The organism is Paraburkholderia sediminicola, from assembly GCF_046026895.1.
GTDB classification, from domain to species: domain Bacteria; phylum Pseudomonadota; class Gammaproteobacteria; order Burkholderiales; family Burkholderiaceae; genus Paraburkholderia; species Paraburkholderia sediminicola_C.
Window position 1 is genome coordinate 1 of the sequence record NZ_JAQQEU010000029.1, and the last position, 19893, is coordinate 19893.

At 64.3% G+C, this 19893-nt stretch carries 21 protein-coding genes; 15 read left to right on the forward strand and 6 right to left on the reverse strand.

What is annotated here, in order from left to right:
• Positions 1 to 110: 110 nt before the first annotated feature.
• Complete coding sequence (locus PQR02_RS20600; protein WP_408234947.1) at positions 111 to 368, reverse strand: hypothetical protein; 258 nt, start codon at positions 366 to 368, stop codon at positions 111 to 113.
• A 229-nt stretch (positions 369 to 597) separates the two neighbouring features.
• On the opposite strand from PQR02_RS20600, the gene PQR02_RS20605 reads away from it, so the two are divergent.
• On the forward strand, positions 598 to 1728 hold the full coding sequence (locus PQR02_RS20605; protein ID WP_408234950.1) for a hypothetical protein: 1131 nt from the start codon (positions 598 to 600) through the stop codon (positions 1726 to 1728).
• Between the two features lie 368 nt (positions 1729 to 2096).
• On the opposite strand, the gene PQR02_RS20610 is transcribed toward PQR02_RS20605, so the two are convergent.
• Positions 2097 to 2288, reverse strand: coding sequence for a hypothetical protein (locus PQR02_RS20610; protein WP_408234953.1), 192 nt, complete (start codon positions 2286 to 2288; stop codon positions 2097 to 2099).
• 16 nt (positions 2289 to 2304) lie between these two features.
• On the opposite strand from PQR02_RS20610, the gene PQR02_RS20615 reads away from it, so the two are divergent.
• The 3 genes from PQR02_RS20615 to groL all read left to right on the forward strand — a co-directional run bounded on the left by PQR02_RS20615 (position 2305) and on the right by groL (position 5781).
• A complete protein-coding gene (locus PQR02_RS20615; protein ID WP_408234956.1) occupies positions 2305 to 2556 on the forward strand; it encodes a hypothetical protein in 252 nt (83 codons plus the stop codon).
• 1240 nt (positions 2557 to 3796) lie between these two features.
• Positions 3797 to 4087 (forward strand): co-chaperone GroES, encoded by a 291-nt coding sequence (gene groES, locus PQR02_RS20620; protein ID WP_007178996.1) that lies wholly within the window; start codon positions 3797 to 3799, stop codon positions 4085 to 4087.
• A 53-nt stretch (positions 4088 to 4140) separates the two neighbouring features.
• On the forward strand, positions 4141 to 5781 hold the full coding sequence (groL, locus tag PQR02_RS20625) for a chaperonin GroEL (RefSeq protein ID WP_408234959.1): 1641 nt from the start codon (positions 4141 to 4143) through the stop codon (positions 5779 to 5781).
• Positions 5782 to 5916: 135 nt separating this feature from the next.
• Here the strand turns inward: groL and cysC are convergent, their stop codons facing one another.
• The gene (gene cysC, locus PQR02_RS20630) at positions 5917 to 6543 is read right to left on the reverse strand and encodes an adenylyl-sulfate kinase (protein ID WP_408234962.1); all 627 of its coding nucleotides are present in this window, start codon (positions 6541 to 6543) and stop codon (positions 5917 to 5919) included.
• 18 nt (positions 6544 to 6561) lie between these two features.
• Positions 6562 to 7233 carry a hypothetical protein gene (locus tag PQR02_RS20635; protein ID WP_408234965.1) on the reverse strand — a complete coding sequence of 224 codons (672 nt, stop codon included), beginning with the start codon at positions 7231 to 7233 and terminating at the stop codon, positions 6562 to 6564.
• A gap of 39 nt (positions 7234 to 7272) precedes the next feature.
• On the opposite strand from PQR02_RS20635, the gene PQR02_RS20640 reads away from it, so the two are divergent.
• Positions 7273 to 7770, forward strand: a complete 498-nt coding sequence (locus tag PQR02_RS20640; RefSeq protein ID WP_408234968.1) for a hypothetical protein — start codon at positions 7273 to 7275, stop codon at positions 7768 to 7770.
• A 164-nt stretch (positions 7771 to 7934) separates the two neighbouring features.
• Here PQR02_RS20640 and PQR02_RS20645 read toward each other — a convergent pair whose 3' ends face one another.
• Complete coding sequence (locus PQR02_RS20645) at positions 7935 to 8795, reverse strand: hydroxymethylpyrimidine/phosphomethylpyrimidine kinase (RefSeq protein ID WP_408234971.1); 861 nt, start codon at positions 8793 to 8795, stop codon at positions 7935 to 7937.
• A 292-nt stretch (positions 8796 to 9087) separates the two neighbouring features.
• Between PQR02_RS20645 and PQR02_RS20650 the strand changes: the two genes are divergently transcribed.
• From PQR02_RS20650 to PQR02_RS20685, 8 genes are all read left to right on the forward strand, one after another.
• Positions 9088 to 9258, forward strand: a complete 171-nt coding sequence (locus PQR02_RS20650; protein ID WP_006047743.1) for a rubredoxin — start codon at positions 9088 to 9090, stop codon at positions 9256 to 9258.
• A gap of 269 nt (positions 9259 to 9527) precedes the next feature.
• Entirely contained in the window at positions 9528 to 10949 is a 1422-nt protein-coding gene (locus tag PQR02_RS20655; protein WP_408234974.1) for a FimL-related protein, read from the forward strand.
• A gap of 484 nt (positions 10950 to 11433) precedes the next feature.
• A complete protein-coding gene (locus PQR02_RS20660) occupies positions 11434 to 12012 on the forward strand; it encodes a YqgE/AlgH family protein (RefSeq protein ID WP_149674706.1) in 579 nt (192 codons plus the stop codon).
• Entirely contained in the window at positions 12009 to 12449 is a 441-nt protein-coding gene (gene ruvX / locus PQR02_RS20665) for a Holliday junction resolvase RuvX (RefSeq protein ID WP_408234978.1), read from the forward strand. The genes PQR02_RS20660 and ruvX overlap by 4 nt, the downstream gene beginning before the upstream one ends.
• A complete protein-coding gene (gene pyrR / locus PQR02_RS20670; protein WP_408234981.1) occupies positions 12436 to 12987 on the forward strand; it encodes a bifunctional pyr operon transcriptional regulator/uracil phosphoribosyltransferase PyrR in 552 nt (183 codons plus the stop codon). The genes ruvX and pyrR overlap by 14 nt, the downstream gene beginning before the upstream one ends.
• Positions 12988 to 13156: 169 nt before the next feature.
• Positions 13157 to 14182, forward strand: a complete 1026-nt coding sequence (locus PQR02_RS20675) for an aspartate carbamoyltransferase catalytic subunit (RefSeq protein WP_408234984.1) — start codon at positions 13157 to 13159, stop codon at positions 14180 to 14182.
• A gap of 147 nt (positions 14183 to 14329) precedes the next feature.
• Entirely contained in the window at positions 14330 to 15613 is a 1284-nt protein-coding gene (locus PQR02_RS20680) for a dihydroorotase (RefSeq protein WP_408234987.1), read from the forward strand.
• A 71-nt stretch (positions 15614 to 15684) separates the two neighbouring features.
• Complete coding sequence (locus tag PQR02_RS20685) at positions 15685 to 16518, forward strand: lysophospholipid acyltransferase family protein (RefSeq protein WP_408234990.1); 834 nt, start codon at positions 15685 to 15687, stop codon at positions 16516 to 16518.
• A 30-nt stretch (positions 16519 to 16548) separates the two neighbouring features.
• On the opposite strand, the gene PQR02_RS20690 is transcribed toward PQR02_RS20685, so the two are convergent.
• A complete protein-coding gene (locus tag PQR02_RS20690; RefSeq protein WP_408234993.1) occupies positions 16549 to 17421 on the reverse strand; it encodes a symmetrical bis(5'-nucleosyl)-tetraphosphatase in 873 nt (290 codons plus the stop codon).
• Between the two features lie 199 nt (positions 17422 to 17620).
• Between PQR02_RS20690 and PQR02_RS20695 the strand changes: the two genes are divergently transcribed.
• Positions 17621 to 18532 carry a GDP-mannose 4,6-dehydratase gene (locus tag PQR02_RS20695; RefSeq protein ID WP_408234996.1) on the forward strand — a complete coding sequence of 304 codons (912 nt, stop codon included), beginning with the start codon at positions 17621 to 17623 and terminating at the stop codon, positions 18530 to 18532.
• 293 nt (positions 18533 to 18825) lie between these two features.
• Positions 18826 to 19887: a dTDP-glucose 4,6-dehydratase gene (gene rfbB, locus PQR02_RS20700; RefSeq protein ID WP_408234999.1), complete on the forward strand. Its 1062-nt coding sequence runs from the start codon at positions 18826 to 18828 to the stop codon at positions 19885 to 19887.
• The last annotated feature ends 6 nt before the right edge of the window (positions 19888 to 19893 follow it).

Below are 19893 nucleotides of genomic sequence, written 5' to 3' on the forward strand. Positions count from 1 at the left end.
CTCGCGACTTCAAGCTCGCGACTTCAAGCTCGCGACTTCAAGCCCGCGATTTCTTGCGTTTTCTCGTTCACAAGCTCATGCGCGGGTCGCCGGTGCCTGGCGCCGCCACATCAATGATGCGAGATCCGGTCGCGCGGGTTAGCCCGCGGTGTGGGTTCGGTCTCGGCGGCGGACGGCGGAACCTGCATCGCGGTTTCCTGCATCGCGAGCGTCACGAGACGTCGCGCTTCCTTGCTGCTCGCATCGATCTCCAATGCGGTGCCCGCGTTGCGCGAGACGCACGTCCAATGCCCGACATAGCCGCAGCCTCGCGCGAAACTCAGCAGCGCGTCGCGCTGCTCTTCGCGAGTGCTGACCGTGGAGCGCATGCGCTGTGCGTCGCGGTTGTCCGGCTGCGCCGCGATGGCGGCGGCGAGACGCGCTTTGGTCGCCGATAGATCGTTTTCATGCAGCTTGGCGCGCGCCGCTTTCAGTTGCCTCGACGCTTGCGCGCGGAGCTTTTCCGCCGGGCTGAGGGGTTGACTGGTGGCGGCGTGCGTGGCGTCGGGCGTGGTTAGCGCGACCCGGCGCTGAGTTGGCTGCGATGGGGTTGGTGCTGTGGTTGTAGAGCTGGTTGCCGATGTAGCAGGTGATGTGGGTGCGAATGTGACCGGTGAGGCGCTCAGCGCAGTGCGGCGTTGTGTCGGTTGCGACGTACTTGCCGTCGTGGCTGCTGACGTGGCCGGTGTTGTGGCCGGTGTTGTGGCCACGGATGCGACTTGTGAGGCGGTCAGCCCAGTGTGGCGTTGTGTCGGTTGCAACGTGGCTGCTGCGGTTGCAGTTGCTGATGCGGCCGGTGATGCGGCCGGTGATGTAGCCGCCGATGTGATCGGTGAGGCGGCCATCGCGACATGGCGCCGTGTTGACTGCGACGTGGCTGCTGCGGTGGCGGTTGCTGATGCGGCCGCAGCTGTGACCGGAGACGTAGCTGCTGATGTGACCGTGACAGGCGCGGCGGCCATCGCGACGCGGCGCTGTGTCGATTGCGACGTGGCTGCTGCGGTTGCGGTTGCTGACGCCCCCGGTGATGCGGCCGGTGATGTAGCCGCTGATGTGATCGTGACCGATGACGCGGCCATTGCGACGCGGCGTTGTGTCTGCTGCGACAGGGCTGCAGCGGCTGCGATTGCCGATGCATCCGGTGATGCGGTAGGCGACGCAGCCGCTGATGTGACCGGCGCGGCGATTGCGACACGTCGCTGTGTCTGCTGCGACAGGGCTGCGGCGGTTGCCGATGCTTGCGTTGACGTGACCGCCGATGTACCTGCTGATGTGACCAGCACGGTGGTCGTCGCGACGCGGCGTTGTGTCGGCTGCGACGCGTCTGCTGTTGCGATTGCCGATCCGGCCGGTGATGTGACCGCCGACGCGGCCATCGCAACCTGGCGCTGCGCTACCTGTGGAGTGGCCGGTGAGGCATCAGTTGTCCTGACCGGCGGCGTATTCGGCGCGGGCCGTTGCGCGACGACGACCCTCGACGACGGCCGTTGCGCGACAGCCGCAGCCCGCTTCTCCTGGCCCGCTGCGCCAGCGGCCGCCTTGCCGTCGCGTGCCTGCTGCACCAGCCCGGAAACCGCGACAGGCGTGCCGGAGCGTTCATCGTTGCCATGCATGAAGCCGAGATACACGGCGGATGTCACCGCCAGCGCAGACGCGCCCAGCACGATCGGTCCGCGTAGCCGCCGATAGACGCTCCCGACCATCATGGTTTCGTCGATCGCATCGTAGCGACCGGACCACGCGCGCGACGACGGGTTCCAGCTTCTGCGCGTCGGCAATCCGGTGGCAAGCATCGGCGGCGCGGCCTCCAGCACGACCGGGGAGCCCGGCGCCGACGCCGACGCGCCCTGCGCACCCAACCTGTCGGCCGCGCGCGAGCGGCACGCGGGACAAGGTGAAAAGAGACCGGCTAGCGGCGCGCCGCAGTGGCCGCATCGGCGCGGATCCTGCTGATCGGAAGTCGGGTCGTTAGGCATGGCCGGGTCGCTAACGGGCGTCGAATGCCGACGCCGCGGTCAAAAGAACAAGACACCGCAAACGAGATTTGCAAGTCGTAGTTACTGGACGACGACGTAACCGCGCGCTTGCATACATTCGGCATAGGCGGCCCAATAGCGGGCCATTGGCGGCTCGGGTTCCGGCAGCGGCGGCAGCTTCACGCCGGACGCCGCGTTCGCCTGCGACGAAGTGGCCGCCGTGCCCGACGCGCCGAGGTCTGCATTCGTCGACGACGCCCCGGTTGCAGCCATCGCTTCGGAGCCGGCCGTGGGCGCGCTCGCTGATTTCACCGACGAGGCCCCCGGCGCCGTTGCGGCGGTCGCCACCGGCGCGCTGGCACCCGGCTCGGTCGCGGCGGCGGGCATGCTGGCGCTCACCGGCGCGGCCGAGAAGCTGCTGGACGGCAACGGTGGACGTGACGGCGCGCCGGTCGACGACGCCTTGGGGGGCGGCGCTTTGCGCGTCGGAATCTGCGGTTCGCGTTTGATGTCGACTTTGGTCCTGTTCGCCGCCGCGTAGCACATGGCGGTGTCGACGCTGCGCTCATAAGCGCTTTGACTTCGGATTGGATAGGTGAGCGGCTGCCATGCGAAGGCAGTGCTGCTGCACACCAATAGCGTCAGTACGGTATATGTTTTAAATTCCATCGCAGTCGCTCCCGCAGCGATGTTTCGCCTTTTTCATTGGCCATGTGCGCTTCGCGGCGTGTTCTGTTGGCTTTCGAATCTGCCGCTGAACGGCGGCTCACTCCTGCGAAGGCTGCTTGTTCGAGCGTAACACCGTGTATCGTCCAGACAGTCGGCCAGATAGCGCGCGAAAACGCCATCCTGCTGTCTATTAAAGACACTTTTGCGCCGGACGGCGGACAACGGCGAGAACGTCCAGGGAAATCCCTGGGTGCGGCGGCGGATAGTCAGGAGTCGACGAGGAGAAACATCCCGCACTGCCGCGGCGTTCTTGTCGCGGCGGCATCCGCGTTGTTGCTCTGGGCGACGCCGCCCGTGTGAAATGTGGCTGGCGAGGTCCGGGCGGATACCAGGGCCGAAACGGGGGGCGAGCGGGCTCACTTCGCGCAGGCGTTGTGCGGGGCGTCGGCTGAGCGCATCGACGGGTAGAAGCAGCGGCTGAGACAGACACTGCACGACCCCGCCGACTTCGACCGGCACTGGCGGGTGGGCTAGAGCCGCGCGGAGAGCCGCATCGGCCAGATGAGCGCGCTGCGCGAGCGCGACCCGGCGGAATTCGCGTCGCGGATCAAAGCGAATTGCGGGCGGCTCAAGTGGCAGGCACAAACGCAGTGAGTCGCCGGAGCGAAAGTGAGGCGGGGAAGCGTCCGGTAGTGTTTTTCGTGCGCGGGGCCCGATCCCCGCTTATGCGAAAACGGGCCAGGGGTTTCCCTGGAAATCCGCCTGCCGCCGCCATTGACCGCGCGCCGCAGATTTAAGTCACCGCGTCGGGCGGCGTGATCAGCGCGGCGGCACGAACCGCTAATCAGTCTGCAAGTGGTTGTTTTTGTTCGGCTTTCTTTGCGACGACAGCGAATCCCGGTGCCGTGTGCGGTTTCCTCCCGGGCGCTGAAAGCGCCGCTCAGCCCCATGGCGACACTATCTTCCGCATTGCGCGCCATCCCTTCTTGAATTTGTGACCGCCCATCCATATAATTAGCACTCGCTGCACGAGAGTGCTAACAACATCGCCGGTTGGCTTCGCCAGCCGGGTTTTCTCAGCGTTCTTCAGTCTCAATCAGAGAGGAGTATGTATGAACCTTCGTCCTTTGCATGATCGCGTGATCGTCAAGCGTCTGGATCAAGAAACCAAGACCGCGTCGGGCATCGTGATCCCCGAAGCCGCAGCGGAAAAGCCGGATCAAGGCGAAATCCTCGCAGTCGGCCCGGGCAAGCGTGACGACAAGGGCGCACAAATCGCGCTCGACGTGAAGGTTGGCGACCGCGTCCTGTTCGGCAAGTACGCAGGCCAGACCGTCAAGGTCGATGGCAACGAACTGCTCGTGATGCGCGAAGAAGACATCATGGCCGTGGTGCAGAAGTAAGCGGAAAGCCGCTACTTTTCCGGTCCTATCCCAAGAATTCAAGGAGTTAGAAGATGGCAGCTAAAGACGTCGTATTCGGTGATTCCGCCCGTGCCAAGATGGTTGAAGGCGTGAACATTCTCGCGAACGCTGTGAAGGTCACGCTGGGTCCGAAGGGCCGCAACGTTGTCCTGGAACGCAGCTTCGGCGGCCCGACGGTCACCAAGGACGGTGTGTCGGTCGCGAAAGAGATCGAACTGAAAGACAAGCTCCAGAACATGGGCGCGCAAATGGTCAAGGAAGTGGCTTCCAAGACCAGCGACAACGCAGGCGACGGCACCACGACCGCAACGGTTCTGGCTCAGTCGATCGTCCGCGAAGGCATGAAGTACGTTGCATCGGGCATGAACCCGATGGACCTGAAGCGCGGTATCGACAAGGCTGTTGCAGCTGCAATCGAAGAACTGCGCAAGATCAGCAAGCCGTGCACGACCAACAAGGAAATCGCTCAAGTCGGCGCGATCTCGGCGAACAGCGATTCGTCGATCGGCGACCGTATCGCTGAAGCGATGGACAAGGTCGGCAAGGAAGGCGTCATCACCGTCGAAGACGGCAAGTCGCTGCAAGACGAGCTGGACGTGGTCGAAGGTATGCAATTCGACCGCGGCTACCTGTCGCCGTACTTCATCAACAATCCGGACAAGCAAGTCGCCGTTCTGGAGAACCCGTTCGTGCTGCTGCACGACAAGAAGGTGTCGAACATCCGTGATCTGCTGCCGGTGCTGGAGCAAGTCGCCAAGGCTGGCCGTCCGCTGCTGATCATCGCAGAAGACGTCGAGGGCGAAGCGCTGGCTACGCTGGTTGTGAACAACATCCGCGGCATCCTGAAGACCGTTGCTGTGAAGGCTCCGGGCTTCGGCGATCGTCGTAAGGCCATGCTGGAAGACATCGCGATCCTGACCGGTGGTCAAGTCATCGCTGAAGAAACCGGCCTGACGCTCGAAAAGGCAACGCTGGCTGAACTGGGTCAAGCGAAGCGCATCGAAGTGGGCAAGGAAAACACGACGATCATCGACGGCGCTGGCGAAGCTGAAAACATCGAAGCACGTGTGAAGCAAGTTCGCACGCAAATCGAAGAAGCAACGTCGGACTACGACCGTGAAAAGCTGCAAGAGCGCGTTGCCAAGCTGGCAGGCGGTGTTGCAGTGATCAAGGTCGGCGCTGCGACCGAAGTCGAAATGAAGGAAAAGAAGGCACGTGTCGAAGACGCACTGCACGCAACGCGCGCAGCTGTGGAAGAAGGCATCGTTGCTGGCGGCGGCGTCGCTCTGATCCGTGCACGTACGGCAATCGCCGGCCTGAAGGGCGCTAACGCCGATCAGGACGCAGGTATCAAGATCGTGCTGCGCGCAATGGAAGAGCCGCTGCGCCAGATCGTCACGAACGGTGGCGAAGAAGCCAGCGTCGTGGTGGCAGCTGTTGCTGCTGGCCAAGGCAACTACGGCTACAACGCAGCAACCGGCGAGTACGTCGACTTGGTTGACGCGGGTGTCGTGGATCCGACGAAGGTGACGCGCACGGCGCTGCAAAACGCAGCATCGGTTGCAGGTCTCCTGCTGACGACCGACGCAGCTGTTTGCGAACTGCCGAAGGAAGATGCACCGATGTCTGGCGGCATGCCCGGCGGCATGGGCGGCATGGGCATGGACATGTAATTCCGCTTGGGCCTCGTACGAGGCTCAGTTGGGAGCACGTGGGGAAGTGCGCCACGAGGCGTGCTTCCCAAAAGAAAAACCCGCAGCGATGCGGGTTTTTTCTTTTGGGGCGAACAGCGCAAAAGTGCTCCGAGACTACGCTCCGGCTTCTTGACCACTGGTCGTCAGCGAAGTCTTGCGCAGGTGCGCGAATATCCGCGCCACGCTTTCGGCCGGCGCCAGCGCGGCCGTGTCGATGCGAAGTTCGGGATCAAGCGGCGCTTCATAAGGCGCCGACACGCCCGTAAACGATGCGATCTCCCCGGAGCGAGCTTTCGCGTAGAGGCCTTTCGGATCACGCCGGGCGCAAGTTTCGACAGGCGCGAACAGATAGGTCTCGATAAAGTTGTCGCGCCCGATGATGTCGCGTGCCATCGCCCGGTCTTCGCGCATCGGGGAGATCAGCGCCGTAATGACAATCAGGCCCGCGTCGTTCATCAATTGCGCGACATGCGCGACCCTACGGATATTTTCGCGACGATCTTTCCGCTCGAAGCCAAGATCGCAAGCCAGGCCGTGACGGATGTTGTCCCCGTCGAGCACATAGCAGGCATGACCCAACGAGATCAGCTGCGCTTCGAGTTCGAATGCGATGGTCGATTTGCCTGCGCCGGACAGGCCGGTCAGCCAGATCGTGACCGGCTGTTGGCGGAAGATCCGTTTCCTCTGCTGGCTGGTGATCGCGCCGTGGCACCGCTGCAGGAAAGTCTGAGGCTGTTCCATTGTGAGTTCCCTTGTCGCTCAGGCGCAGTGCCAGCCTTGCCGCCAGATTCCCGCGTTGTGCAGGCTCTCGGGCGAGTTGGCGATTGTGACTTGAAAACCGTCCGAAATGCCGGCAGGCAGAGGAATTGAAAAGCCGGCATGCGAGCTAGGATAGCCCGCGTTAGCCACGTCGGGCCGATGCTCGCCGCTCCAGCCGCTCGCGATGACCTTCGGACCCACACGGACTTCGAGCGGCACGCTCTGCTCGGGCCGGCTGAGATTGACGGCCCAGCCCGACACCACGCCGTCGTGAACCGCGTCGACGAAGCTTTGCGCGAACTGCAGGTATTCGTCGATTGGAGCGAGATCGAAGCGCCGGACTACGTTCGCAACCAATGCTTCGTCGAAGCCGAACACCGTCGAGCTGTGAACATAGGGATTGTCAAGTTGATTTATTTCAGCCTGAATGACCCGAACCAAATCCAGCGCATTCGAAAAGATGCGGCCTGATTCATTCGCATGCTTTTCAATCATTTGTCTGGCCTCGCGAAAAATTTCGTAATCGAGGCTATTGTCTTCGGTAAATTTTTGTCTGGTCGTTTCGCTTAACTGGGCGCTGCCTTGCGGAGTGCCACGTGTCCTATTTGTCTCGAAATAGAACGGCCATTTGAGTCCGCTCATGCCGGCGAGACGCAGCAGAAATTCGCTCATGTTCTCGCAAACGCCGACTGGGCCGATGTGTGGACGAAGATGGCTTTGCGCGATTTCGAGACTGGTCTCATTCAGAACGGAATGGCCGCTCAGCATCTGGACAAACAGATTCTTTCCGCCCAGCGATTCACTGACCCATTCGTCCAGGGAGAGCGCGCCTTGCTGGACGAGCGCCTCGGGCGGCGACACGCTGACCCCTCGCGTCACCTCGCCGTTCTTGCCGCTTGCCGCAAACCAGTAATGCGATATCTGGCGTGCGAGCGGATCGCGCAGAATGGTGCAATAACGGACCGGGTGCTTGATGATTCGATGAATGCCTTACGGATGATGCCCGCCGCCGATTTGGGTGGTCAGCAATTTGGCGCGGCAGTTTTCCCAGCCTTCACGGTCCCATACGAAACTGGCGAACTGATCTTACCCTTATTCAAATCAAAAAACGAAATAACGGTAGAGCCACCGCTTTTTGGAGGGTGGATGAAAAAGATAGGAAAAGACATGCTGGGGCATATGGCAAATTCTGTGACTCGTCAAGTCTAGCTCGCTGGCAGCGCCCGCGTTGTAACGTTTAATTACGCGGTAAAGCATTTCGTAACGAGCGAAAGCAGAACTTATGCTGGATCGATAAAAATGATTCGCAAAGTAAAAAACCCGCCTAAAGCGGGTTTCCATGCGTGTGGTCCAGGCCGGGAGCGGCCCGGGCGTTAATGCCGCGCTTCACCCGGCGCGGTATCCTTGCCCGCGGTCGGCGGCGTTTCGTCGTCGCTGCTGCGCGCCCAGAAGAACCGGTCCGGCATATACGCGCCCATGCCGGGGCGGAACGCGTTGCGCACCGCCTGGTACAGATACTCCTGCGCCTCGCGCACCGCTTCGGCGGGTTCCTGGCCATTGGCAAGCAACGCGGCGATCGCCGCCCCCAGCGTGTCCGTCAGGCCCATCAGCCGATGGCTGCCGCGGTCCCACATGTCCTGACGCAGCTGCCCGTCTTCGCTGAACAGGGTATTGACGAGCCGGTGCGTGCCGGTTTCCATCGACAGAATGTATTCGCAGCCTTGCGATAGCAGATGCGAGATCGCCGCGTCGAGACTCGGCGCTTCGGCGTCGCCATCCGGCTGGGCAAGCGCGAGGAGCGTCGCCGAATCGGCGACCAGCAAGGTGGTTTGCGGAGCGAGCAGATCGGCGATCGCTTCGCGCAATTCGTCGGCGGCGAGCACGTGCTCGTCGTCGAGCGTGAAATCGGGGGCGAGAATCAGCGGAATGTCGTCGTAATCGGCGACCACTTCGGCGATCGCGCTGACCACTTCCGCGCGCGTGCACGCGCCGACCTTGAACGCGGAGATCGGCATATCTTCGAGCAGCATGCGCGCCTGGGTCGCGACGACCTCGGGATCGAGGCCGGTGACTTCGTCGCAACTGGCCGAGTCGCGCACGGTGTAGCCCGTGAGCACGGAGACGCCATGACAGCCCATGCTGGCAAGAGTCATCAGGTCGGCTTGCAGGCCGGAGCCGCCGGTGGGATCGGAAAGGCCGAAGGTGAGGACGATCGGGGGCGTGTCGCTGGGCATGAAGATTGACAAAAAGGAGCTGGATTTTGGCGCAGGAAGTGCGCAATCGGCTCAATTATGCGGCCTAAACCGTTGCGGGGGCGTTTTTTCGCAACACTTCGGCGGGTTGCCGCGAGCGGGTGGCACTCGATGCTCGGCACGCCGCCGCGACGGCCGGTCCAGCCGGCCCGAACCGCCCGGCCACAGGCACCTGCGCGTAACGGTCGCGGCTTTTCGGATTGCTAGGCAGTGGGGCGGCAACACGGTACCATCATGGCTCCCGTTTCCACGGACTCTACGACGCGACACAAGAATGGAATATCAAAGCTGGATGTGCCTGATTTGCGGCTGGATTTACGACGAAGAAGCCGGCTTGCCGGACGAAGGCATTGCGCCGGGCACGCGCTGGGAGGACGTTCCCATTAACTGGACCTGCCCGGAATGCGGAGCGCGCAAGGAAGACTTCGAGATGGTCCAGATCTGAAGCCGGCCGGGCAGCCGGAGTCGGCCGGCTGAGGCCTCGGGCCGTCGTGCACCCGGGCGGCGTCCGCCATCCTGTCCGGTGCGCCGCCGGCGCCCGCAATCCATCTCACCGCCTTACCGCGTCGACGCGGAACATCGTCGGCTATGCCGTGTCGCAACGGTAATCTGTCAAACGGTAGTCTGTCATTGTCCTGTCGCCGGTTCGCGCGTTAGCCGATCAGTCTGCGCGCAGCCCGAAGCGACGGCCCGTCAGCTTCGTGTCGCGTGCCTATGACTCTTCGATCCGCTGCACCCGTTTCATTCGACGCTTTGCCGAATCCCCGCGGCGGCGCCGTCCGCCCCGCGGAGCTGGCGCTGGCAGAGGCGTTGCTGGCCTTCGAACAGAACCAAGAGAGCACCTCGGCGCTGCTGCGTGCGTCGCATGCGTTGCGCGAGGCCGGCTGGTTGAGCGGGCAGCGGTTTGCGGACGCGCTGGTACGGCTCTCGCCGCTCGCGGCCGCTGATCCGTCCGGCGCGGACAACGCGCGCCCGGTGTTCGGCGCGGCGTTGCGCGATTTCCGCGCGGCGCTCGAGCGTCACAATCTGCGCGAGCTGTCCTGCTCGCCCTCGCTGTTCAGTCACTATCGGGCGCTCTGTACGTATCTGTCCGAGCACACGCCTGGCTCGACCGTCGTTTTCGAAGATCTCGCGCTGACCGCTCGCCCGGTGCCGCCTGTGTCGCTGCACGCGCAGTCCGCCGACCGGCTGGTTCATCTGCGAGCGCGCTACGAGCGCGCGCTGCTGCCGGTGCTGCGCTCACAGGCCGGCACGGGCAGCGCGGCCGCGCTCGCCGTGACCAACGCGGCGCTCGACGAAGTGGACGCCGTTTTCACCGAACTCGCCGGCCCGGACCCTTACGACTTCTGGCGTCTGGCCAAGGCTTGCGCGAAGGCGTTGCGAGTCGGCGGCCACGCTACCGGCGAAACCGATGCACGACGCTTCTACGCCCGCTGCAATCTGGCGCTGGCGGATCACGCGCGAGGCATCGAGCGCGCGCCGCGCTCGCTGGCGCGCGCGACGCTGGCGCTGCTGTGGCGCGACTACGCGCTGTTCGGCGCCGCCGCGGAAGATGCCGATCAGGTCGCCGTGCTGCACGATTACGGCTTGACCGTCGATTGGCACGTCGCCGGCACGCAGTCGTCGGAAATGCTGTGGGAAGCGGGCGCGCTCGAGGCGCAGTCGCTGAGCGCCACCCGCGTCTCATTGACCCGCGATCTGGGCGTGCTGACGGTCAATGCGAACGCCTACGAGGATTTCCTGCAGACGGCGGATGCGTCGATCTCCGCGTTGACCGAGCACGCCCGCGCGGCCGACCAGCCGGAGAAGGCCGATCCCAGCGAGGCGTTGCAAGCGGGCGATGCCGCCTACCGGCTGGGCTCCGCCGCGTGCGCACTGGGCCTCGGCCACGTGGCGCTGCTGGCGGATGCGCTGGGGCTCGCCTGGCGTCGCCGCGCGCATGCGGGTGTCTCGACGCCGGCGGTGCGCGCGCACGTTATCGTCGGCGCGCCGGCGGCGAGCACGCTGGAGCAGGCCGCCGAAGCGCTGCGCGCGACGCTGCACAAGGTCGCCGCGGGCGTCGCGCCACCCGGCGGCGGCGTGACGCAGGCGACCTTCGCGGCGCTGACGCGCGCGATTGAGCAAGGCGGGGCGTGAATCGTCGCGGGGCTGGCCGGCGGGCGGGCCAAGCCGGATGAAACCCGCGCTGAGCGGCACGCACCGGCAGCGCGCAGGGCTGCGACCCCGGCCAGCCCCGGACAGCACGGACAGCCCCGGACAGCACGGACAGCACGGACAGCACGGACAGCACGGACAGCACGGACAGCACGGACAGCACGGACAGCACGGACAGCACGGACAGCACGGACAGCACGGACCCGCGCCAACGGGCAGGGAACGGCACAATTGACGCCAATCCGCCCGGTTCGAACCCGCCGCCACGGGAGACCACGCCAAAACCCTGCCGCACACCGCCCACTCCCAGTCTGCACCCCCGCCCAACACCATGGCCCGAGCCCCCGTGCGTGATAGAGTGCAGCTTGATTCGTCGTCGATGGCTCGCGGCGTTGCTGCATGACACGCATCGCGGTTCCACACTCAAAGCCCGCCATCCTGCATCGTCTTTGCTAAAATCCGAACTATGTCTAAGAGTAACGATCGCATCAATCTGACCAACCAGTTCCTGATCGCCATGCCGAACATGGCCGATCCGACGTTTTCAGGAACGGTGGTCTACCTTTGCGATCACAGTGAGCGCGGTGCGCTCGGCCTCGTGATCAACCGGCCGACCGACATCGACCTGGAAGCGCTCTTCAGTCGCATCGACCTCAAGCTCGAAATCGAACCCCTGCTGCATGTGCCCGTGTATTTCGGCGGCCCGGTGCAAACCGAGCGCGGCTTCGTGCTGCACGATCCGAAGGGCGGCAGCCCGTACACGTCGTCCATGTCCGTGCCCGGCGGTCTGGAAATGACCACCTCGAAAGACGTGCTCGAAGCCGTCGCCAGCGGCACCGGTCCGGAACGTTTCCTGCTCACGCTCGGCCACGCCGGGTGGGGCGCCGGTCAGCTCGAAGAAGAAATCTCGAAGAACGGCTGGCTGACGGTCGAAGCCGACCCGAAAATCGTCTTCGACGTGCCCGCCGAAGAGCGTCTCGAAGCCGCCCTCGCGCTGCTCGGCATTTCGCTGTCGATGCTGTCGGGCGAAGCGGGTCACGCATGAGCGTCACGGCCGGACGTGAGGCGACGCTGCTTGCGTTCGACTATGGTGAAAAGCGCATCGGCGTGGCGGTCGGCAATTCGCTGACACGCAGCGCGCGGCCGCTCGTCATCGTGCCGAATCACAGCCGCGAATACCGCTTCGAGGCGGTCGGCAAGCTGATCGCCGAGTGGAAACCGGATGCGCTGGTAGTCGGCTTGCCGATGCACCCGGACGGCACGCCGCACGAAATGACGCAACTCGCGAAGCGCTTCGGCAACCAGCTGAATGGCCGCTTCAATCTGCCGGTCACATGGATCGACGAGCGCTACTCGTCGGTCGAGGCGAAGGCCGAAATCCGCGCCGGCAAAGGCCGCGCCGATCTGCTCGACGCCGAAGCCGCCAGCATCATCCTCCAGCAATATCTAGACGGACTTTCCGACGATCATGAGTTCCATTGACGCCGAAGCGCTTTATCGCGCGTTGCTCGACCAGATTCGCGCGGGGTACGGCGACCGGTTCGGCGCCGATCAGAGCGGCGCCGAAGGCGCCGTGCTGGCCGGCATCCACAGCGGCGGCGCATGGCTGGCCGAGCGGCTCGCGCGCGACCTGAACCTGCCGAGCTTCGGCGTGGTGAACGTCGCGCTGCATCGCGACGACTACGCGAAGAAGGGTCTCCACTCGCAGGCGAGCCCGACCTCGCTGCCGTTTTCAGTCGACGGCCGCCGCATCCTGCTGGTCGACGACGTGCTGTACACCGGCCGCACGATTCGCGCGGCGCTCAACGAGCTGTACGACTATGGCCGCCCGGCGGCGGTCGAACTGGCGGTGCTCGCCGATCGCGGCGGGCGCGAATTGCCGGTGGCGGCGCGGTTCGTTGGCGGCGTGGTGAACGTGCCCGCCGACGCCACGCTGGTACTGGCGCGCGAGGAAACCGGAGAAGCGGGCAGTGCAGGCTACCCGCGTTTCACTTTTCGCACTGAAGCACGCGTCGATTGAACGCGGCGCGGACCCGGCCACGGTAGAAATCACGCAAGGAAACTTGCAGCAGGAATTCGCAGGCGGCCGCCGCAGCCACGGCGCGCGCAGGCCGGCCTGGAATCGTCACACGTAGTCGGCAGCGACATTCATCGTTTACGTTGAAGTCCGTATTTGAAGCAGGTACACCATGAACACCCCCACCCCGGCCCCCGCGAATTCCGCCGATAGCGCCACCGAGCGCTTCCGTTATGGCTTTCTGAAGGGCAATCCGCAGCTCACGAAAAACGGCGAGCTCAAACATCTGTTGTCGATCGAGGGCTTGCCGAAGGCGATCGTCAATCAGATTCTCGACACCGCCGACCAGTTCGTCAGCGTGACCGATCGTGAAGTGAAGAAGGTGCCGCTGTTGCGCGGCAAGTCGGTGTTCAACCTGTTCTTCGAGAACTCGACGCGCACCCGCACCACCTTCGAAATCGCCGCGACGCGCCTGTCGGCGGACGTGCTGAATCTGAACATCAACGCGTCGTCGACCAGCAAGGGCGAGTCGCTGCTCGACACGATCAACAACCTGTCGGCGATGCATGCCGACATGTTCGTCGTGCGTCATGCTTCGAGCGGCGCGCCTTACCTGATCGCCCAGCACTGCGCGCCGCACGTGCACGTGATCAACGCGGGCGACGGCCGTCACGCACACCCGACCCAGGGTCTGCTCGACATGTACACGATCCGTCACTACAAGAAGGACTTCACGAAGCTGCGCGTGGCGATCGTCGGCGACATTCTGCATTCGCGGGTCGCGCGCTCGGACATCCATGCGCTGACCACGCTCGGCGTGCCGGAAGTGCGCGCGGTCGGCCCGCGCACGCTGCTGCCGGGCGGCCTCGAACAGATGGGCGTGCGGGTCTTTCACAATCTCGACGAAGGCCTGAAGGGCGTCGACGTGATCATCATGCTGCGCTTGCAGAACGAGCGGATGAGCGGCGCGTTGCTGCCGTCGGCGCAGGAGTACTTCAAGAGCTGGGGCCTGACGCCGGAGCGTCTCGCGCTCGCCGCGCCCGACGCGATCGTGATGCACCCCGGTCCGATGAACCGCGGTGTCGAAATCGATTCACAGGTGGCCGACGGTCCACAATCGGTGATCCTGAACCAGGTGACGTTCGGTATCGCGGTGCGCATGGCGGTGATGGGAATCGTCGCGGGCAATCACGATTGAGCCCGGCGGTCCGGGCGCCGCGCCGCAAGGGGCGTGGCGCCGTCGAACCCCTGCTTCAAACACTCCAGCACAGTGCCAACGCGCTTCGAGTCACGCGGGACTGAGCTGAACATCGAGCTGAACCCAGGCTGAACATAAAGGCAGCGCATGAAGATTCATATTCAAGGCGGCACGCTGATCGATCCGACAGCGGGCACCGAAAAGCAGCAGGACATTTTTATCGCGGCGGGCAAGATCGTCGCGATCGGCGACGCGCCGGCCGACTTTCACGCAGCGAAGACGATCGACGCCAAGGGGCTGCATATCGCGCCGGGTCTGGTCGACCTGTCCGCGCGTTTGCGCGAGCCGGGCTACGAGCATAAGGCGACGCTCGAATCCGAAATGGCCGCGGCGCTCGCCGGCGGCGTGACGAGCCTCGTGTGTCCGCCGGACACCGACCCGACGCTCGACGAACCCGGCCTCGTCGAAATGCTCAAGTTCCGCGCCCGCAACCTGAACCAGGCGCACGTGTATCCGCTCGGCGCGTTGACGGTCGGCCTCAAGGGGCAGGTCATCACCGAGATGGTCGAGTTGACCGAAGCGGGCTGCATCGGTTTCTCGCAGGCCGACGTGCCGGTGGTCGACACCCAGGTGCTGATGCGCGCGCTGCAATACGCGAAAACCTACGGCTACACCGTGTGGCTGCGTCCGGTCGACGCCTACCTCGGCAAGGGCGGCGTGGCCGCGAGCGGCGCGCTGGCGTCGCGGCTCGGGTTGTCGGGCGTGCCGGTATCGGCTGAAACGATCGCGCTGCACACTATCTTCGAACTGGTGCGCGTGACCGGGGCGCGCGTGCACCTGTCGCATGTGTCTTCGGCGGCGGGCATCGCGCTGATGCGCGCGGCCAAGGCCGAGGGACTGCCGGTGTCGTGCGACGTCACCGTGAATCACGTGCATCTGATCGACCTCGACATCGGCTACTTCGACGCGCAGTACCGGCTCGATCCGCCGCTGCGTCAGCAGCGCGATCGCGAAGCGATCCGCGCGGGTCTGGTCGACGGCACGATCGACGCGATCTGCTCCGACCACACGCCGGTCGACGACGACGAAAAGCTGTTGCCGTTCGCCGAAGCCACGCCGGGCGCAACCGGCCTGGAGCTGTTCCTGTCGCTGACGGTGAAATGGGCCGACGAAGCGGGCGTGCCGCTCGCGAAGGCGCTGAACCGCATCACGGCGGCGCCGGCCGACGTGCTCGATCTGAACGCGGCCGGCCGCATCGCGGTGGGCGCGGTGGCCGATCTCTGCGTGTTCGACCGTCACGCGCATTGGCGCGTCGAGCCGCGCGCGTTGAAGAGCCAAGGGCACAACACGCCGTTCCTCGGGTACGAACTGCCGGCGCGTGTGCGGGCGACCATCGTGTCCGGTTCTGTCGCGTTCGAGCAGCGCGCGTAGCCTCGTTCATTGCGCGCGCATTGCAGCGCTGATTACCAGGTTAAGCCAGGTTAAAACGGAAAGCTCCAACCATGAAGCTCGCGTTACGCAAGGCCCGTCTGATCGCGCATCTGCTGCACGGCATGTGGATCGTGGCGACGCGCTTTCCCGCTGCCGGCGCTGAACGGCGCCACGCGCTCAATCGTGCGTGGTCGCTGAAAATGCTGCGCCTGTGCGGGATGCGCCTCGTCGTGCATAACGACAGTGCGCGGCTAGACCGTGGCGCGCTGGTGGTCGCCAACCATATCTCGTGGATCGACATCTACGTGATCAATGCGTGGCGGCCCACGCCGTTCGTTTCGAAGGCCGAGATCCGGCAGTGGCCGCTGGTCGGCTGGCTTGCGCAGCAACTGGACACGGTGTTCATCCAGCGCGAAAAGCGCACCGACGCGAAGCGGATCATGCACGAGCTGTCCGATCGTCTGAGCGCGGGCGAGCTGATGTGCGTGTTTCCCGAAGGCACCACCTCCAATGGACTCGCGTTACTGCCGTTTCACGCGAACCTGTTCCAGGCGGCCGTATCGGCGGCGGCGCCCGTGCAGCCGCTGTGCATCATGTATGAGGACGCGCAGGGCCGGCAATCCACGGCGCCCGCGTATATCGACGACCTGTCGCTCGCCGATTCGCTGAATCTGCTGCTGCGCGGCGCTCCGCTGACCGCGCACGTGTATGTGGGTGAACCGCTCGCGCCGGGCGCGGAGCGGCGCGGGCTGGCCGCGCAAGCACAAGAGGTCATTGCGGCTGCGTTGCGGCAGATGCAGGCCGGCACCGCGAAAGCGGGTGCGCTGGTGGCCGAAGAGGCCGTCACGCTCGCGACGACCGCCACGCTGATCGAGCCGGCCGACCACTCGGGTCGATCGGCCTGATGCCCGCGCGGCACGCTTGTTGAGTCTTCGCTAGTTGCCGCCGCGCGGCACGCGGCAGGACTCGCAATCGACCTGCGTCAGCGTGCGTTCCGCGGGATCTTGCGCGAGCCGCACGGCCGATAGCTGCTCGCCCCACACGCAGCCCGAGTCGAGTCCGATCAGGTTGTCGCGCATCATCAAACCGAGCGCGGCCCAATGGCCGAACACCACGGTCACGTCCGCGGTTTTGCGCGACGGCACGTCGAACCACGGCATGCAACCAGGCGGCGCGGAGTTCAGCGTGCCGCTGCTGCTGAAATCCATCGCGCCGTCGGCATTGCAGAAACGCAGGCGCGTCAACGCGCTGCAGGTCACACGCAAGCGGTCGATGCCTTTCAGATTCGGCTTCCATCGACTGGGCTCATTACCGTACAACCCGGCGAGCGTCTCCTTCCAGTTCGGCGCGCGCAGCGCACGCTGCAACTCGTCGGCGAGTTCCAGTGTCAAATTCACGTCCCATTGCGGCAGCACGCCCGCATGCACCATCAGCATGCCGTTGTCGAAGTGCGCGAGCGGACGGTGACGGATCCATTCGAGCAGGTCGGCGGCGTCGGGCGCGGCGAGGATGTCCCCGATCGTGTCGCCTTTCTTCGACTTGCGAATGCCCGCCGACACCGACAGGAGATGCAGATCGTGATTGCCCAGCACCGGCACCGCACGCTCGCCGAACGCGATCACGTCGCGCAGCGTGTCGAGCGATTCGGCGCCGCGGTTGATCAGATCGCCCGCGAACCACAGCGGCGTGCCGGCCGGCGGCGCGGCCTTGGCGAGAAGTTGCCGGAACGGTTTGCGGCAGCCTTGCAGATCGCCGAACGCAAGCGGAGCCAAGGCGGAAGAGTCGCTGGAAGGAGTCGAGGGTGTCATCAAGGGGTCGGTGCGGTTCGATGCTCGCGGTGACGCACGAGGCGTGCCGCGTTGGAGCGGTGCAACTTGCTAGCGTGACATAATAGCTGGTTTGAAGATGTGACATCGCGCGGTGCGCCGTCGGGCGTTGCGAGCGAACCGACGTGGGCGTCGCGCGATATTGCAACACAACAGGGTGACCCTCGTGAACGAAGAACGCATGTCGTCTTCTCAGGCAAAGCGACCGATCCGCACGCTCGTCACCGGCGCGAGCGGGTTTACCGGCCGTTATCTGGTCGAAAGGCTGCTCGGCCGAGGCCATACCGTGATCGAAACGACCGCTGGCCGCGACGAGCCTGAAACGCCAACGCGGCTCAAGCTCGACATCACGTCGCCGCAGGCATGCCAGCGCGTGATCGAACTCGCGCGGCCCGACTACATCGTGCACCTCGCCGCGATCAGCTTCGTGGGCCACGACGATCCGCTCGACTTCTATCGTGTCAACGTGATCGGCACGCTGAACCTGCTGGAAGCCTGCGCGGCCGTCGGCCATACGCCGCGCAAGCTGTTGATCGCGAGCAGCGCGAATGTCTACGGCAACGTGGCGAGCGACGCGATCGACGAGAGCTTTCCGGTCACACCGGTCAATCACTACGCATCCAGCAAGGCGGCGATGGAAGCGCTCGTGCGCACCTGGTTTGACCGCTTGCCGATCCTGATCGTGCGGCCATTCAACTACACTGGCCGCGGTCAGGCGCCGAACTTCCTCGTGCCGAAAATCGTTGGGCATTTCGCGCGGCGTGAACCGTCGATCGAACTCGGCAACATCGACGTCGCACGCGACTTCTCCGACGTGCGCTATGTCGCGAACGCTTACGAGGCGCTGCTCGACTCCGATGTCGCGGGTGAGATCGTCAACGTTTGCACGGGGACGCCTTACACATTGCGCAACATTCTGTCGGCGGCCAGCGATCTGACCGGGCACGAACTCGAAATCCGGGTCAATCCCGCGTTCGTCCGCCAAACCGACGTGAAGATGCTGGCCGGTTCGCCGGCCAAGCTGCACTCATTGGTGCCGGGCGTCGAATCGATTCCTTTCATTGATACGCTGCGCTGGATGCTCACCGCCTGAGGCGCCCGGCATCTGCGGTAGTCCGCCGCTTGCTTTTTGCTCCGCTCGCCGCTCGCATAAAAGCTGGTTTGCAGCGCTCACTGGAAACCAAACTTGTCAAGCTGTTTCAAGTTGTTAGGGTTCTAGTTTTTGCTCCGGGCCGCTTTATAATCGGGGCGTCATAAGATCAGCGCCCGAGCGTCTGCTTGCGCACAAGCGGCGCCGACGGGTTGCGGCAGAATCAGGAACCACCACGCGGGTGAGCAAGTCGGCGAACCGGTTCCGGCTGCCACTAACATCTAGAAGGGAATTTCATGATTCTGGTAACGGGCGGCGCCGGTTTTATCGGCGCCAATTTCGTGCTCGACTGGCTCAATGCCTCCGATGAAGCGGTGCTCAACGTAGACAAACTGACCTACGCAGGCAATCTCGGCACGCTGAAGTCGCAACAAGGCAATCCCAAACACGTCTTCGTGCGCGCGGATATCTGCGATCGCGCCGCGCTCGACGCGCTGTTCGCCGAGCACAAGCCGCGTGCCGTTCTGCACTTCGCCGCCGAGAGCCACGTCGATCGCTCGATCCACGGCCCGGCCGATTTCGTGCAAACCAACGTGGTCGGCACCTTCACGTTGCTGGAAGCCACCCGCGGTTACTGGAACACGCTCGGCGACGTCGAGCGTGCCGCGTTCCGTTTCCTGCACGTGTCGACCGACGAAGTGTTCGGCTCGCTGTCCGCTACCGATCCGCAGTTCTCCGAAACCACACCGTACGCGCCGAATAGTCCTTACTCGGCGACCAAGGCGGGCTCCGATCACCTCGTGCGCGCCTACCATCACACGTACGGCCTGCCGGTGCTGACCACCAACTGCTCGAACAACTACGGTCCGTACCAGTTCCCCGAAAAGCTGATTCCGCTGATGATCGCCAACGCGCTCGCCGGCAAGCCGCTGCCGGTGTACGGCGATGGCCAGAACGTGCGCGACTGGCTGTACGTGGGCGACCACTGCAGCGCCATCCGCGAAGTGCTCGCGCGCGGCACGCCCGGCGAGACATACAACGTCGGCGGCTGGAACGAGAAGAAGAACCTCGAAGTCGTGCACACGCTGTGTGACCTGCTCGATCAACTGCGCCCGAAGGCGGGCGCGTCCTATCGCGACCAGATCACGTATGTGAAGGACCGTCCAGGTCACGACCGCCGTTACGCGATCGACGCGCGCAAGCTCGAACGCGAACTCGGCTGGAAACCCGCGGAGACGTTCGAGACGGGTCTCGCGAAGACGGTCCAATGGTATCTGGACAATCAGGCCTGGTCCGATGAAGTCGCCTCGGGCGAATATCGGAAGTGGGTTGAGACCAACTACGCGCAGCGCGCGTAAAGGCAC